This window comes from Rheinheimera sp. F8 (assembly GCF_001518915.1).
In genome coordinates, this window is the sequence record NZ_CP013656.1 from 2,303,738 (window position 1) to 2,318,084 (window position 14,347).

A 14,347-nucleotide genomic window follows, 5' to 3' on the forward strand; every position below is an offset into this window, starting at 1 on the left:
GCGCTGGAGTCGCGCTGCGGCCCTTGCTATAGTAGGCAGTAATTGCTTGATATTGATGTGGGAAGTGCATGGACGGAATTCCGGCAAATCTGGAACAACAACTGGCTGAACTGAACCAGCAATACCTGCGGCGTCTGCAACAGGAGATCCCGCAGTTGCAGTGGTTGCTGTTGCAGTTTATGCAGGCTGGACCACACGAATGGCGGGAACAGGCCGCTGTGCTGGTGTTACGTTTTCATACCCTGGCCGGTTCCGCCGGTACTTTTGGTCTGGCGCGTGTTGGCACTGTGGCCAAAAGTATCGAGTCGCAAGTCAAAACGCTGCTCAGTCAGCAACAAGTGCCGGATCGGGAAGAACACGCGCTGCTGCAGCAGTTTTTTGTTGAAATGCAGCAAGCTGCCGGTCAGCCAAGTGCACAAAGTTTCAGCAAAACCAAGCCAAAGAAACGGGCGGATAAAAACGATGCCCGCATCCTGTTGTTATGTAACGATCCATTGATTTCACAACCGATGGGCCAGACGTTAAAAACCTTTGGCCATCAGGTAGAACGCTTTGCCGATTTAGCGCAGTTAGTTGCGTCGGCTCAACTTGATCCACCCGACGTGATTATTGTTGATTTAGATGCGCTGGACGATTCCACTGCGGCCTTTCAGTCGCTGAGTCATCTGCAATGTCCGCAGGCCCAGCCTATTCCGTTGTTTGTGTTGTCATCGCAGGATGAATTCAGTCATTACCTGCAGGCCGTGCGGGCCGGGGTGATCGGCTATTTTGTCAAACCGCTGAATCCGGCCACGCTGGAAGCGCGCTTACAACGGCTGTTGTCGGTCCGTGAGCGCGATGCCTTTCGGGTCCTGATTGTTGATGACGACATGTTGTTAGCCCAGCATTATGCGCTGGTGCTGCAAAATGCCGGGCTGCGGGCGGAGATCCTGACCGATCCGGCCGAAATTTTTCAAGGGCTGCGGCGCTTTCATCCGGATGTGATCTTGCTCGACGTTAATATGCCGGAATGTTCCGGGCCCGAGCTGGCGCAGACAGTCCGGCTGCAGGACGAATGGCTCGGTGTCCCTATTATCTATTTATCTTCCGAAACTGACAGTGACCGCCAGATGGCGTCGCTGATTAAAGCCGGGGATGATTTCCTGACCAAGCCAATCAGTGACAATGCGCTGGTGGTGGCGATCTTTGCCCGTGCCCAGCGTGCCCGCCAGTTGGCCGAGGTCATGACCAAAGACAGCCTGACCGGCCTGCTGCAGCATGCGCATATCAAAGAGCGGCTGGGGGCTGAGCTGGAACGCGCCGCCCGGTTGCAACAAAACGTCAGTGTGGCGATGTTAGACATTGACCATTTTAAAAAGGTTAACGATGTCTATGGCCACTTGACCGGCGACCAGGTGATTAGCAGTCTGGCGAATTTGTTACGCCAACAACTGCGCAAAACCGATTTGATTGGCCGTTATGGCGGCGAAGAATTTTTACTGGTGTTGCCGGAGTGTCAGCTGGATAAAGCCTGTCAGGTGGTCAATCAGCTGCGCGAAGCTTTTGCCCGTATTCCGTTTGTCAGTAATGGCCAGACCTTTCATTGCACGCTCAGTGCCGGCGTGACCAGCGGCAGTGACAGCCAGCAGGTTGATGTAGTGGTGGAACATGCCGATCAGGCGCTGTATCAGGCCAAAGGCGCCGGCCGCAATCAGGTGATTTTGTATCAGCCGCCGGTTCCGGTGCTCAACGAGTAAAATCCACAGGCTGGCCCGAACTAAGGGCCGGCAACTCCTTTTGAAGTTTTAATGTAAAGCGCCGGCATTGTTGTCTTCGCCTTGCTGATCCAGGGCAAATTCCAGATAAAAACAACTGCCATGTCCGGTGACACTATCAAACCCAATTTCACCGCCCAGCCGGTTGGTCAGTTCTTTCACGATCGCGAGGCCCAGGCCGGTACCGCCGCGCTGGCGGGCGTCCACGGCATCGGCCTGTGAGAATTTCTCAAAGATGCGCGCGCGGAAATTGTCGGGAATGCCGGGCCCTTGATCCTGCACGCTGATCCGCAGCTGCTGCGCGATTTTTTCAGTCCGCACCGCCACCACTGAGCCCGGCGGCGAAAACTTCGCCGCGTTGGACAATAAATTCGCCATGATCTGGTGAAAGCGCATCGGGTCGAGCAACAACACCGCGTCGGGGCCGGGTTCCAGCACAATCCGGGTAAGAAATTTGTCGGCGTACGGCTGATTGTGCCGCACACTTTGTGTCAGCAGTTCACGCACCGAACAATCCTGCAGTTCAAACTGCATTTTGCCAGCCACCAGTTTGTCGATATCGAGTAAATCGTTAATCAGCTGCGTCAGCTTTTCACTGTTATCGCAGGCGATTTGCAGCATCGGCTGCATCGCATCCGGCAATGGACCCAGCGCGCCGCCACTGATGAGGCCGAGTGCGCCGGAAATGGCCGTCAGCGGCGTGCGTAATTCGTGGCTGACCATCGAGACAAACTGGTTTTTCATTTGCTCAATGCGCCGGCGCTCAGTAATGTCCTGAATAATCGACCAGACCTGCGCGGTACCGCTGGCGTTTTGGATTAACACTTCACTGAGCAGCACCGGAATTTGTTGCCCTTCGACATGACTCAATTCGAGTTCGATCGGGCCAAAGCTAGCGTTGCTGGCCAGAGCCTGCTGACGGGCTTCCAGTTGGACTTGGTTAAACGACAATAAGGTCGGCAGCGGCAGGGCCGGGATCTCGTCACTGAGACCGGATAACTCGTACCACTGCGGGTTCACGTTCAGGATCTCACCGCTGTCAAACTGACTGAGTAAGATCGCCAGCGGGGCCAGCTGATACAACGAGGCCAGCTTTTGCTCTCCGGCGCGTAGGGCCAGCTGCACTTCTTTTTGCGCGGTGACGTCCCAGATAAATCCGTCGATGTACAACAATTCACCATTGGGGTCATAGATGCCACGTCCCAGCTCCTGCACCCAGCGCACGGCGCCGTTGGCATGACGGATGCGGTATTCGACACTAAAGCGCGCGTGGTTAGTCAGATCGCGGTCGACCACTTCGCGCAGCAAGGGCTGATCTTCGGCCAGCTGTAATTCGGCAAAGTTAATCTTTTTATTGCGGATAAAACTGCGGGCCGGGTGACCGGTGAGTTTTTCTACTTCATCACTGATAAATAACATGGTCCACTGTGCGTCATTGATGCAGCGGTAAACCACGCCCGGCAGGTTTTCCAGCATAGAACGATGGCGCTGTTCGCTAAGTAGCAACGCGTGATGCAGTTGTTCCAGTTGGGTGATATCAATGGCGACGCCCAGGTAACCGCGGATTTCGCCCTGATCGGTGCGGATGGCCGATACGCTGAGGCGGACCTGTTTGCGCTCGCCATTCTTGCCAATATAAGTCCATTGCCGCGTTTCGCTGGTGCCGTGGCGCGCTTTGTAGACAAACACATCAAAGCCGTCGATCGGCAGCTGATATTCGGCGCTCAGCTGTGCGGCACGGGCGCGCACTTCGTCTGGATCATGCAGGATAGCCGGCGTACTGGTGCCGACCAGCTCTGAGGCCTGATAACCCAGCATCCGCTCAGCACCGGGGTTAAACAGCCGGATCACGCCATGAATATCGGTCGAGATCATCGCGGCTTCGGTGGACGAATCGATAATCGCCTGCAGGTGCGAGCGGGTGCGTTGCATTTCCTGTTGTTGAGCACGCTCCTGGGTGATGTCGCGGTGCGTACCAAACATCAGCAAAGGCTGGTGGTCGTCGGTCCAGGCCATGACGCGGCCGACCGCGTGGATCCACACCCAATGCCCTTGATGGTGTTGCATACGAAAACGCGCATCAAAAAACGGTGACGTGCCGGCAAAATGTTGTTCCAGTGCAGTGGCTGCGGCGGGCAAATCTTCCGGATGCACCCGACTGCGCCAGATATCAACATCAGATTGTGTCAGTGGATCCAGCCCCAGCATGCCGTACCAGTATTGGTTGTAGACAGTGCTGCCGGTTTGCACGTTCCATTCCCAGGTGCCCATGTTGGTGCCATTGATGATGGCGTCAATGCGGTTTTTTTCCTGCTGCAAATGCAGGTTCTGCTCGGCGCTTTGTTGTTGTAATAACCGGTTGTTCATCAGCAAAACGGCCTGATCGGCCAGTTGCAGTAGCGATTTTTGCTGCGCCGCGGTTAAGGTTAACGGTTTGGTATCAAACACACACAAGGTGCCAAGTGCCAGGTTATCCCGCAGCACCAGCGGCGCGCCGGCATAAAAACGCAGGCCATCCGCGCAGGTAACCAGCGGATTGTCGGCAACTCTGGCGTCTTGGCGGGCATCGGGGATATAGGTCAGCTGGCTTGGCGTTAAAATGGCGTGGGAGCAGAATGAATTGTCGCGGCTGTTTTCCTGCTCACAGAAGTTGAACGTGCTTTTAAACCACTGCCGGTTCTGGTCAATCAGCGTCAGGGCGGCAAAACCGGCACCGCTGATTTGCGCAGCGATCTCGGTCAGGGCATCAAAGGCGGCTTCAGCGGGCGTATCTAAGATATGCAGCTGACGCAGCGCCTGCAGTCGTTCAGTTTCGTTGGATGGAATTAATGCCTTCATAGCTGCCGTGACTGGGAAAATGCTGTTCCTAGTGTACGCAGAAAAGTCAGCGGCGAGATCTTTTCTTCACAGATATTTCTGGATCAAGACTGGGGACTAACGGCGGCCGGCTGTGGTGCGCTTGCCTGCAATCTGGCGTCCAGCAGCTTACGTGCCTGCAGTTTTTCCTGTTGCTGTTTGATCCGTAATAAAGCGGCATACAGCTGGGCGGCATTAAAAGGCCGGGCCGGGTCCACTAAATCACTGATATCAACCTGGGTACTTTGCTGCAATTGCTGCACTAACGTCAGATGACGGCTTTGGATCAGCGCTGCACGCATATCCGCATCCTCAGTGCCCGGGGTGACAGCATAGGTGCGCATCAGCAAATCAATAGTTTCGATGTTGTCGGCTGCCGTCGGCACTTGCTTTGGCGGCGTCAGCAAGGCTTTTTGTTCACTGAGCCACTGTTGCTGCAGCTGATATACCGTTTCGGTATGCCAGAAATAAAACAATAACGCCGCAGCGCCGATGCCAAGACCAAGGCCTTGCAGAAATGTTTGTTGAGGAGATGCAGACACAGGACAACCTTTATAAAGCGCTGGAGCAACGCGGGCGCGGATACAGGCGGTTATCTTCAGTGCTATGGCAGGAGCTGTCAACCTTGCACCGGCAGCGCTGCGACAGTTTGCTGAAAATGTCAGCAGCATGGCGCACATGCTGCTGGCATCGGGGGAGATTATTCGACTAACAGGCTTCTGAGCATCCAGGCGGTTTTCTCGTGAACATTCAGCCGTTGCGTCAGCACATCGGCGGTCGGCTGGTCATTGGCGTCACCGACCAGTTCAAACAGACTGCGTGCAGTGCGGGCCGTGGTTTCCTGCGCCGTGACCAGATGTTGCACCATCTCGTTGGCACTTGGCACACCTTCGACTTCTTTAATCGAGGTCAGTTTAACAAATTCTTTGTAAGTGCCCGGAGCCGGAAAACCCAGCGCGCGAATGCGCTCGGCGATGATATCCAGCGCATTCCATTGTTCGGTGTACTGCGCCATAAACATATTGTGCAGGCTGTTAAATTGCGGCCCGGTCACGTTCCAGTGGAAATTGTGCGTCATCAGATACAGCGTATAGCTGTCGGCCAGCAGGGCGGATAAACCTTTGACGATTTTCTCCCGGTGGTCCAGTGAAATGCCAATATCCAGTTGCGCTGATTTCGGTTGTTTCTTCGCCATGTTAAATCCTCGGATGCCAGAGCCTAAGCCCTTGATTGATGTCACTGTATTTAAAGTGGAGCCAGCAGCGGCAAAATTAAAGCCCGCTGCCGCCAATTTTCCTGATGGCCATACGAACGGCGATAAATCCCAGCATAGCCGGTTCTGGCCTGGCTGACGGTGCTACAGGCGACATATGGCAGAAAATTACCGACCACTTGCGATTCATTTGAACGGTATAAACTTTTCAGCGTTTTGATGCGCTTTTAGCCAGCAACGACAGTGCAAGCCCTAAGGCGATGAGCGCAGCAGTCAGCCAGACTGAAGTGCTGCTGACCTGTGATGCCAGCCATAGACAGACGATACACGCCAGCCATGGCAAAGGTGTGGCCAGCGGCAGTTGCAGCGGGGATTGCTGCTGGCGGCGCAGCACCGGCAAGGCTGCACAGCACAGACCATACAACAAAGCGCGGATTAATACTGTGGCAGCAGCCAGATATAAAAAGCTGCCAAGGCTTGCCAGCAACAACGCCAGCCCGCCAAAAAACCAGATGGCATGCGCCGGCGTCAGAAACCGTGGATGCACCGCGGCAAACCAGGCCGGCAGCTGGCCTTGTTCTGCTAAGGCATGACTTAGCCGCGGCGTGGAAAACATCGCACCAAGCAGATTGGCCGCGACTGAAGCAATAATGCCCAGCATCAGCAACGATGTTGCGATACTGATCAATGCTGCTGCGGACTCCGTGGATATGTGTGGGGTCAAATGTGTCGCAAGCTGCGCTGTGGCGTCCAGCAGCGGCGTTTTGCTGTGCGCCAGATCGGGTAATAAGGCCAGACAGGCCGCCTGCACCGCCATGTACAACAGCGTGACCAGCAACAGCGCCGAGATCAGCGCCCGTGGCAAATCGCGTTGCGGGTTCTTGGCTTCACCGGCCGGGATCAGCGCCGATTCAAAACCAACAAAGGCATAGACCAATAACAACAGCGCAGCTGGTCCGTCGACAATGTCCGGGTAGCTGAGCAGCGGTTGCCATTGCACCGCTGTATTTAAAGTAGGGTTTAACGTTTGTATCAAAGTGTTGGTTGCTGGCCACAGCAACACACTGCAGCCAGCCAGCGCAAAACCCACCAATACGGCGAGCTTGGCGACAGTTAAAGCGCCCAGCCAGCGCATCGTTTTGCGCACGCCCCAGACGTTCAGCAGCGTCATCGCCCCCAGCACTGCCACCAGCAATAACAGTCGCTGCGGGCCTGCCTGCAGTGCCGGCAGAAAATAACAAACCGAATCGACCAGTAACACGGTATTGGCCGCTACCGACACCAGCCGGGCCAGATAATACAACCAGCCAGCCTGAAAACCGGCCGCCGGGCCAAAGGCCGCACTGACATACACCGCTGGGCCGCCACTGCCGGCAAAGCGGCTCGACAGCTCAGCAAAACACAACAGCACCGGCAGGATGAGCAGGGCGCAGAGCGGATACAACCACAGACTGAAATCACCGGCCAGCCGCGCCGCACCAGCCGGCAGACCAAAAATACCGGCGCCGATCAGCCCGTTAATCACCAGTAACCACAAGCTCCAGAAACCGAGTTGGCGCGGCAACGCAGCTGTGGCAAACCCGGCAGATGCAGGTGATGGCGCTAAGAGATGTGGCTGGTCGGGGATCGGCATCGGCAGCTGGTCGCTTCAGTGGGCAGGGAATAAATCCAACATAGCCAGAATTGCGCCACCGCGGCAAGGCATTGTCGCCACTACAGAAAAAGAAACAGACAAATAAAAAGCCGGCAGCCAAAAGGACAACAATGACCAGGCTGCCAGCAGGGGAATCGAATAACAGGGAAATCAGAATGGCGTTTGGACGGACGCCTGACATTGTTGCTGCAACAGCGGACTGCTGATATCACCACAGCGGCGCACATCCAACTGCGCTTTCGCCAGGCACATCGCCTTTAAATCCGTATCCGGCAAACCCAGACAACGCGCCGGCGCCGACGACCAGGCAGAAATCGAAAACGTCACGACACCGGTCAGAATTAACAAAGTACGTAAAACAGGCTTTTCCATTTCAGACTCCGGGACATGTGCAGCAAGGGATAACTGCAGCCTACCGGGTGCGGATGAATTTTAAATGAATGGGTTAGTGAAATAACCCTGTAGGCAAGCCAATAAATCTTTGGTCGTACCACAGCAACAACAGGCAGACATTCAGGCCGACTGTCAGCCAGAACCAGTTGCGAAAGGCGGCTTTGACTGATTTGTGCCGCAGGATTTGTTGTGCCAATACGGCACCGGGCCAGCCACCGAGTAGTCCGAACAGTAATAAAGTAGATTCCCGCACGCGCCAGCTGCCGCGCCGGGCGGCGGCTTTGTCATGCCAATACAGGATGAAGGTCAGTACCGAGCATGCCAGGTAGCAATAAGCGAGTGACAACGGCACTTTTTGCAGCCAGACGGCGATGGCGAATAAGATCACAAAACAAAGGCTCAGAAAGCTGCTGAGTTTACGTTTGCCGGCGGTGGGTTCGGTTGCGGCTTTATCCAGTGTGCTGAAGATCACATTGGCTGCGCGGTGTTTGCCGTCGGGGCCCTGTGTCGGCTGATACACCACCATATCGCCGGCAACCGGGCGCCGCGGTTTGCGGCTGAAATCACTGATGTGGACAAAAAGTCGGGGGCCTTTGAGGCAGGGCTCAATAAAGCCGTAGCCTTTGTCGTCATCCCACTGACTGATTTTACCTTTTTGTTTGCTGCCTGCTAACATCGCATTCCTTGGTGATTGCCGCACAATGTCCGTTTTGTGCTGTGTTCAATGAAACTAAAGTACCTGATGAGAGGACCGGATTAGAGTGCTGGATTGCACAGCAGCAGCTGACAATAGCGCTGAAAATCGACCAAGCGATGCTGAATAATGTGCTCGGTAATGGGCAACTGCAGACGCTGATATTCGTGCACAGCAATATTGCGAAATCCGACCATTTTTTTCAATTGTTCAGCGAGATCTGCCGGAATAAAACTGGCGCCGGCGAGTAGGGTAAATACATCGCGTGAGCTTTGTGGCACGCCTAATTTGTGTTTGCGGATCAGGTGTTGGCCGATATCCAGCGCAGCTTCACAAGCGCGCTGGATATTTAGCACCGCTGCGTCCTGCCGGGTAAAATCGGTGGCAAAACTGGCCGGGTCTTTATGAAATTCCTCTGCTGCTCGTTTGACCGCGCGTTCGATGCTGGCGGCTTTATTCAGCACCACATCGTCTGGCGCCTTTGTCTGTTCATTTGCCATAGACTGTGCCTTGTTGCTGAATATCATCAATTAAACCCTGCCGGGCTTCATTTAAATCCGTCATATCGGACAATAAACCAGATTCGTAGCTGTTGATGTGTGGGTCGGTTGCTAATAAGCGCGTGCCGGTGCTGAGAATTTGATGCTGCATCACCGTTGAAGCGGCGCGAAAGTCGAGTAAATCAACCTCCAGTTGCAACACTTCAGCTAAATCGCCACTGATATCCCAAAGTTCAATCGAGTCCAGATAACCCGGCACTAATACCGCCAAATCGACATCACTGGACGGAGTCGCCTGGCCACTGGCCTGACTGCCAAACAAATAAACAGCAAGCAGGTTTGGCAAGCGCTGCTGCAGCAGCTGCAGGATTAATTCAGTGTTGAATGAGGTTGTCACAATATTGTTCCAGGGATCTGCGCCCGCAATAAAAACCATAGTAACCATTTACATACTGAACACTAAATAGCCGACGGCACAATTCGGCGGATTTATTCTGTAAATGTCTTAGGTCGCGGCCAGAAAAGCAAAAGGCCACCCGAAGGTGGCCTGGGGGGATTTACCGCCCTGCGGGCGTTGTCTCCGCTTGCTGCGCAAGCTCCGGCTGAACCCCGAACGTGGCTTCGCGTCCGCCACAACACTACCACTTAAAGCAAAAGGCCACCCGAAGGTGGGTGCTTCGATTAAATCACCGGAGTGGGGATTTATTCGCGGCTCTGCCGCTCACCTCTCGTTTGACAACGAGAGGCCGCCCTGCGGGCGTTGTCTCCGCTTGCTGCGCAAGCTCCGGCTGAACCCCGAACCTGGCTTCGCGTCCGCCACAACACTACCACTTAAAGCAAAAGGCCACCCGAGTGGAGGGATTTATTCGCGGCTTTGCCGCTCACCTCTCGTTTGACAACGAGAGGCCGCCCTGCGGGCGTTGTCTCCGCTTGCTACGCAAGCTCCGGCTGAACCCCGAACGAGGCTTCGCATCCGCCACAACACTACCACTTAAAGCAAAAGGCCACCCGAAGGTGGCCTTTTACTTTAAGTGGTGGAGCTGGGGGGATTTGAACCCCCGTCCGAAAAACCTACGTCTTCAGTACTACATGCTTATCCATTCGTTTGGTTAACCCTTGGAGCGCCGAATGGCAGGCTATCGTTGGGCGAGTCCGATTGGTTTTAGCATCTTGGCTCCGGACAAAGCCGCCATGCGATCCTATTAGGGGTGATCTTCCAGAGTCTCAGCTTATAGGCATGCGTGAGGGGAAGAGCATCTACCGCTTATTAGGCGGCGATTGCGTATGTTTCGTCGTTTGCGACTACTTTTTTGCGGCTTTTTACGAGGCCAACCGCCCCTCGGCATGCACTTAGGAGTTCGTGAATCCCGTCGAATCCAGTATCAGCCCCGAATTCTTCGTGAAGCGAACGCTTCAGTTACGTGGGCATTCTATGCCCTGCAGCACGTCGCGGCAAGCAATGCTTTTGTGCTTTGTCGCCTTTCTGTGCTGCTTTAGTTCTAAGTGGTGATCAATTCGCCAGTTTCAAGCCCTGGCAAATAAAATCAGCGCTTGGAATGCTTCATCATCCGTTCTTTTTCGCGTGACCAGTCGCGGTCTTTGATGTCGTCGCGTTTATCGAATTCGCGTTTACCTTTGGCCAGGTAGAATTCGAGTTTGACCCATGGGCCTTTCCAGTACATCGCGGTTGCGACCATGGTGTAGCCGTCGCGCTCTTTGGCGCCAATCAGTTTGTTGATCTCGCGTTTGTTCAGCAGCAATTTGCGTGAACGTTCGGGGTCACAGACGACATGGCTGGAGGCGCTGTTCAGTGGCTGGATTATGGCGCCGAACAAATAGGCTTCGCCATCTTTAATAATGACGTAGGAATCAGCGATATTGGCTTTGCCCTGGCGGATACTTTTAATTTCCCAACCTTGCAATGCCATGCCGCCTTCGAATCTGTCTTCAAGAGAGTATTCGTGGCGGGCTTTTCTGTTGAGGGCGATGGTACCGCCCTGATCTTTTTGATTTTGTTTCTTAGTCATGCTAACTCAGAGAAGACTTGCGGGCCTTTGCAACACAGCTTGTGTCGCTGCCGTGAAAACTTGTGACAGGGGCAGGATCTGTTACAATCGCCGACCTGATCCAGGGGAGTGAGTATGCCACAAATTGAGCGCAGCGCGCTGGTTTTTTACAGCTGCCAACAGATGTATCAACTGGTTAACGACGTACCTTCATATCCGCAGTTTCTGCCGGGTTGCAGTCATGCGGTGGTGCTGTCCAGCACAGATACTGAACAGACCGCGCGTTTAGATATCAGTAAAGCCGGTATCACCCAGAGTTTTACTACCCGTAATCGTTTAGAACCGCATCAGCGCATTGGCATGGAGCTGGTCGACGGCCCGTTTAAATTTCTGCGCGGTGGCTGGCGTTTTGTGCCGTTGAATGACCAGGCTTGTAAAGTGGTGCTGGAACTGGAGTTTGAATTCTCCAGTAAATTAATCGAATTTGCCTTTGGCAAAGTGTTTAATGAACTAACCGGGGCCATGGTGCAGGCGTTTACCAACAGAGCCAAACAAGTCTACGGAGTATCACATGGCTGATGTCATTCTGATTGAAGTGGCGTTTGCGTTACCGCAGCGTCAGTCGTTACTCAGTGTCAGTGTACCGGTAGATGCTACCGTCAAATCAGCGATTGAAAGCTCTGGCATTTTGCGGATGTATCCGGAAATTGACCTGACACAGCACAAAGTGGGCATTTGGAGCCGGACTGTGCGGCTGGAAGACTCTTTGAGCGCCGGCGACCGGATTGAGATTTACCGGCCACTGATCGCAGATCCTAAAGACATGCGGAAAAAGCGGGCGGATAAAGCCAAAGAAGAAGGCAGAGCCGATAAAACTACCGGTGGCCGGCCACAACAGCATAAAAATCACGACCATGATGGTTCGGACTCAGCGCACTGATGCTTTTCCTGCTGTGCAGCAATGCGGTGTAGTAAAGCGGTGCAGTAAAGCTGTGTGGCAGTTGCCGGTCGAACCAGCATAAAGCGAGAGCCGGAGCAGCCAAAGAAAAACCCGCACTAAAGCGGGTTTTTTATTTTCTGTTGGTCGTAGTGCTATTTGGAGCAGTGCTATTTGTCGTAGCACTAAATAGAGGCCGGACTGCCTGCTGGTTTATTGATCCAGCGGTACGTTAAATTCTTTTGGTGTATCAAAATCACCGGTCATTTTGACCAGCTTGCCATTTTGAAAATTCAGCACCAGCTGCTTCTCAAAATTGTCACCGCGGCCACCTTTTAACGCATAAAAATAATGCCAGGTGTTGTCTTCAAAACTATTTTCAGCGACCGGATTACCGAGGACATACTGGACTTGCTCTTTGCTCATCTGGATGCGCAATTTATCGATATCTTTTTGCTCCAGGAAGTTGCCTTGCGGCACATCGATCCGGTAAATCCAGCTGCTGCAAGCTGTCACGGACAGCATCAGGCCAGAGGCAAACAGCCAGGCTCCGGCTTTTTTTAACGTCAACTCGCGCATAATTCTCTTCATTATCAGCTTTAGTTAGCAAAGTGACCGGCATCATACCGCAAGCGCCGGCCAAGATTAAAGTGCCAAGTTCTGACTTATGGTGTGCATAAAAGTTCGCGGGCATTGGCAATTGCATGCGCACTGACGTTTTCACCGGCTAATAAGCGGGCAATTTCCTGCACCCGTTCATCGTCGGTCAGTGTGCGCATGCGGGTTTCGGTGTGTATGCCGTCGGTATATTTTTCCACATAAAGTTGCTGATGGCCCTGGCTCGCGACCTGCGGTAAATGCGTGACACAAATCAGCTGAGTGCTGCTGCCAAGCTGACGCAGCATCCGGCCGACTCCGGCGGCGACCGGGCCGCTGATGCCAACGTCGACTTCATCAAAAATCAGCGTAGGGGTTGTGACCTTGTCTGCCAGGATCACCTGTACTGCCAGACTGATGCGCGACAGCTCACCGCCGGAAGCCACTTTGTGCAGCGGCTGCAGCGGCTGGCCCGGGTTGGTACTGACCAGAAATTCAATCTGATCCCAGCCGTGGCCGTTAGCGCGCTCGGGCGCCTGTGGCTGGATATCAATAAAAAAGCGCGCGTTATGCATGCTGAGCTCGGCCATACTGCTGGCGATCCTGGCCGACAGTTCCAGCGCAGCCTGCTGCCGGCTGACACTGAGTTGTTCCGCCGTGCTGCTGAATTCGCGCAGCGCTTGCTGGATATGCAGTTCAAGCTCGACTAAGCGTTCGTCATCGCCGGCCAAGGCCTGTAATTGTTGGCTGAGCAGCTGATGATGCAGCGCCAGCGTGTCAGGTGCGATCTGGTGTTTCCGGCTCAGATTCAGCCACTGACTGAGGCGCTGATCGATTTCAAGTAAGCGTTCCGGATCGATTTCGACCCGTTCTGCATACCGGCGCAGTTCACGGCTGGCTTCTTCAATTTGCACCAATGCTTCCTGCAGCATCTGCTCGATAGGGCTCAGCTGTGCATCGACGGCGGCGCTGTCGGTGACGGCAAAACAAGCCTGACGCAACATGGCAAAAGCATTGGATTCATCGTTGTCATATAGCAGCTGCAATGCGAGTTCACTGCTTTGGATCAGGCCCGAGCTATGGCTTAACCGCTGATGTTCGGCTTCTAGCGCGGCGAATTCATCGTCTTGTGGTGCAAACTGGTCGAGCTCTGCCACCTGATATTCCAGTAACTGACGCTGTGCTTCCCGTTGCTGCTGATTTTGTTGCAGCGCCTGATATTCGCTTTTCAGCTGCTGCGCGTGTTTCCAGCGTTGTTTGCATTGACTGAGTAATTCCGGATGCGCGGCAAAAGCATCCAGCAGCTGGCGTTGATAATCGTTTTTTAACAGTTGCTGATGGGCATGCTGACCATGGATGCTGAGCAGATATTGGCCCAGCGCTTTTAATTGCTGCGCCGGTACCTGCACGCCATTGATATAACCGCGGGAGCGGCCTTCGTGCCCAATCACCCGCCGGACTATACATTCCAGGCCCATGGCCAGATCTTGTTCTGCCAGCCACTGTTGTGCCGCGGGTAACGCACTGATTTCAAAAGTGGCGACCAGATCGGCTTTGTCTGCGCCCGGCCGGACTGCCAGACCGTCGGCCCGCTCGCCGAGACACAGTGCTAAGGCATCGAGGGAAATTGATTTGCCGGCGCCGGTTTCGCCGGTGATGGTGGTCATCCCGGCTTGCCATTCGATTTCAAGGGCTCGGACTATCGCGAAGTTACTGATGTGGAGATGGGTCAGCATGTCAGTT

General features: G+C 54.2%; 14 protein-coding genes and 1 other RNA gene. 3 read left to right on the top strand and 12 right to left on the bottom strand.

What is annotated here, in order from left to right; all coding sequences use genetic code 11:
- Window positions 1–68 precede the first annotated feature (68 nt).
- The gene (locus ATY27_RS10310; RefSeq protein WP_208930578.1) at window positions 69–1,736 is read left to right on the top strand and encodes a response regulator; all 1,668 of its coding nucleotides are present in this window, start codon (window positions 69–71) and stop codon (window positions 1,734–1,736) included.
- A gap of 48 nt (window positions 1,737–1,784) precedes the next feature.
- Here the strand turns inward: ATY27_RS10310 and ATY27_RS10315 are convergent, their stop codons facing one another.
- From ATY27_RS10315 to smpB, 10 genes are all read right to left on the bottom strand, one after another.
- Window positions 1,785–4,592, bottom strand: coding sequence for a PAS domain S-box protein (locus ATY27_RS10315; protein ID WP_208930579.1), 2,808 nt, complete (start codon window positions 4,590–4,592; stop codon window positions 1,785–1,787).
- Between the two features lie 83 nt (window positions 4,593–4,675).
- The gene (locus ATY27_RS10320; protein ID WP_208930580.1) at window positions 4,676–5,152 is read right to left on the bottom strand and encodes a hypothetical protein; all 477 of its coding nucleotides are present in this window, start codon (window positions 5,150–5,152) and stop codon (window positions 4,676–4,678) included.
- A 158-nt stretch (window positions 5,153–5,310) separates the two neighbouring features.
- Complete coding sequence (locus ATY27_RS10325) at window positions 5,311–5,805, bottom strand: Dps family protein (RefSeq protein ID WP_208930581.1); 495 nt, start codon at window positions 5,803–5,805, stop codon at window positions 5,311–5,313.
- A gap of 226 nt (window positions 5,806–6,031) precedes the next feature.
- Window positions 6,032–7,456 carry an APC family permease gene (locus ATY27_RS10330; RefSeq protein ID WP_208930582.1) on the bottom strand — a complete coding sequence of 475 codons (1,425 nt, stop codon included), beginning with the start codon at window positions 7,454–7,456 and terminating at the stop codon, window positions 6,032–6,034.
- 171 nt (window positions 7,457–7,627) lie between these two features.
- Window positions 7,628–7,849, bottom strand: coding sequence for a hypothetical protein (locus tag ATY27_RS10335; RefSeq protein WP_208930583.1), 222 nt, complete (start codon window positions 7,847–7,849; stop codon window positions 7,628–7,630).
- 73 nt (window positions 7,850–7,922) lie between these two features.
- Window positions 7,923–8,546 carry a DUF1294 domain-containing protein gene (locus tag ATY27_RS10340; protein WP_208930584.1) on the bottom strand — a complete coding sequence of 208 codons (624 nt, stop codon included), beginning with the start codon at window positions 8,544–8,546 and terminating at the stop codon, window positions 7,923–7,925.
- Window positions 8,547–8,626: 80 nt separating this feature from the next.
- Window positions 8,627–9,064 (bottom strand): DUF86 domain-containing protein, encoded by a 438-nt coding sequence (locus ATY27_RS10345; RefSeq protein WP_244151261.1) that lies wholly within the window; start codon window positions 9,062–9,064, stop codon window positions 8,627–8,629.
- A complete protein-coding gene (locus ATY27_RS10350) occupies window positions 9,054–9,461 on the bottom strand; it encodes a nucleotidyltransferase domain-containing protein (protein WP_244151262.1) in 408 nt (135 codons plus the stop codon). Before ATY27_RS10350 ends, ATY27_RS10345 begins: the two co-directional genes overlap by 11 nt.
- Window positions 9,462–10,096: 635 nt before the next feature.
- Window positions 10,097–10,454: a transfer-messenger RNA gene (gene ssrA, locus ATY27_RS10355) on the bottom strand.
- 154 nt (window positions 10,455–10,608) lie between these two features.
- Window positions 10,609–11,091 (bottom strand): SsrA-binding protein SmpB, encoded by a 483-nt coding sequence (gene smpB, locus ATY27_RS10360; RefSeq protein WP_208930585.1) that lies wholly within the window; start codon window positions 11,089–11,091, stop codon window positions 10,609–10,611.
- 114 nt (window positions 11,092–11,205) lie between these two features.
- Here smpB and ATY27_RS10365 point away from each other — a divergent pair, with 114 nt between their 5' ends.
- Both ATY27_RS10365 and ATY27_RS10370 read left to right on the top strand, forming a co-directional pair.
- Window positions 11,206–11,649 carry an SRPBCC family protein gene (locus ATY27_RS10365; protein ID WP_208930586.1) on the top strand — a complete coding sequence of 148 codons (444 nt, stop codon included), beginning with the start codon at window positions 11,206–11,208 and terminating at the stop codon, window positions 11,647–11,649.
- The gene (locus ATY27_RS10370; RefSeq protein ID WP_208930587.1) at window positions 11,642–12,010 is read left to right on the top strand and encodes an RnfH family protein; all 369 of its coding nucleotides are present in this window, start codon (window positions 11,642–11,644) and stop codon (window positions 12,008–12,010) included. The genes ATY27_RS10365 and ATY27_RS10370 overlap by 8 nt, the downstream gene beginning before the upstream one ends.
- A 210-nt stretch (window positions 12,011–12,220) precedes the next feature.
- On the opposite strand, the gene ATY27_RS10375 is transcribed toward ATY27_RS10370, so the two are convergent.
- A complete protein-coding gene (locus ATY27_RS10375; RefSeq protein WP_208930588.1) occupies window positions 12,221–12,586 on the bottom strand; it encodes an outer membrane protein assembly factor BamE in 366 nt (121 codons plus the stop codon).
- Between the two features lie 86 nt (window positions 12,587–12,672).
- The gene (gene recN / locus ATY27_RS10380) at window positions 12,673–14,340 is read right to left on the bottom strand and encodes a DNA repair protein RecN (RefSeq protein WP_208930589.1); all 1,668 of its coding nucleotides are present in this window, start codon (window positions 14,338–14,340) and stop codon (window positions 12,673–12,675) included.
- Window positions 14,341–14,347: the final 7 nt, after the last annotated feature.

What these genes read in the sequence shown, in the direction of transcription:
- ATY27_RS10310 (WP_208930578.1), top strand. Translation starts at nt 69, where the DNA reads ATGGACGGAATTCCGGCAAATCTGGAACAACAACTGGCTGAACTGAAC.
- ATY27_RS10315 (WP_208930579.1), bottom strand. Translation starts at nt 4,592, where the DNA reads ATGAAGGCATTAATTCCATCCAACGAAACTGAACGACTGCAGGCGCTG.
- ATY27_RS10325 (WP_208930581.1), bottom strand. Translation starts at nt 5,805, where the DNA reads ATGGCGAAGAAACAACCGAAATCAGCGCAACTGGATATTGGCATTTCA.
- ATY27_RS10330 (WP_208930582.1), bottom strand. Translation starts at nt 7,456, where the DNA reads ATGCCGATCCCCGACCAGCCACATCTCTTAGCGCCATCACCTGCATCT.
- ATY27_RS10335 (WP_208930583.1), bottom strand. Translation starts at nt 7,849, where the DNA reads ATGGAAAAGCCTGTTTTACGTACTTTGTTAATTCTGACCGGTGTCGTG.
- ATY27_RS10340 (WP_208930584.1), bottom strand. Translation starts at nt 8,546, where the DNA reads ATGTTAGCAGGCAGCAAACAAAAAGGTAAAATCAGTCAGTGGGATGAC.
- ATY27_RS10345 (WP_244151261.1), bottom strand. Translation starts at nt 9,064, where the DNA reads ATGGCAAATGAACAGACAAAGGCGCCAGACGATGTGGTGCTGAATAAA.
- smpB (WP_208930585.1), bottom strand. Translation starts at nt 11,091, where the DNA reads ATGACTAAGAAACAAAATCAAAAAGATCAGGGCGGTACCATCGCCCTC.
- ATY27_RS10365 (WP_208930586.1), top strand. Translation starts at nt 11,206, where the DNA reads ATGCCACAAATTGAGCGCAGCGCGCTGGTTTTTTACAGCTGCCAACAG.
- ATY27_RS10370 (WP_208930587.1), top strand. Translation starts at nt 11,642, where the DNA reads ATGGCTGATGTCATTCTGATTGAAGTGGCGTTTGCGTTACCGCAGCGT.
- ATY27_RS10375 (WP_208930588.1), bottom strand. Translation starts at nt 12,586, where the DNA reads ATGCGCGAGTTGACGTTAAAAAAAGCCGGAGCCTGGCTGTTTGCCTCT.
- recN (WP_208930589.1), bottom strand. Translation starts at nt 14,340, where the DNA reads ATGCTGACCCATCTCCACATCAGTAACTTCGCGATAGTCCGAGCCCTT.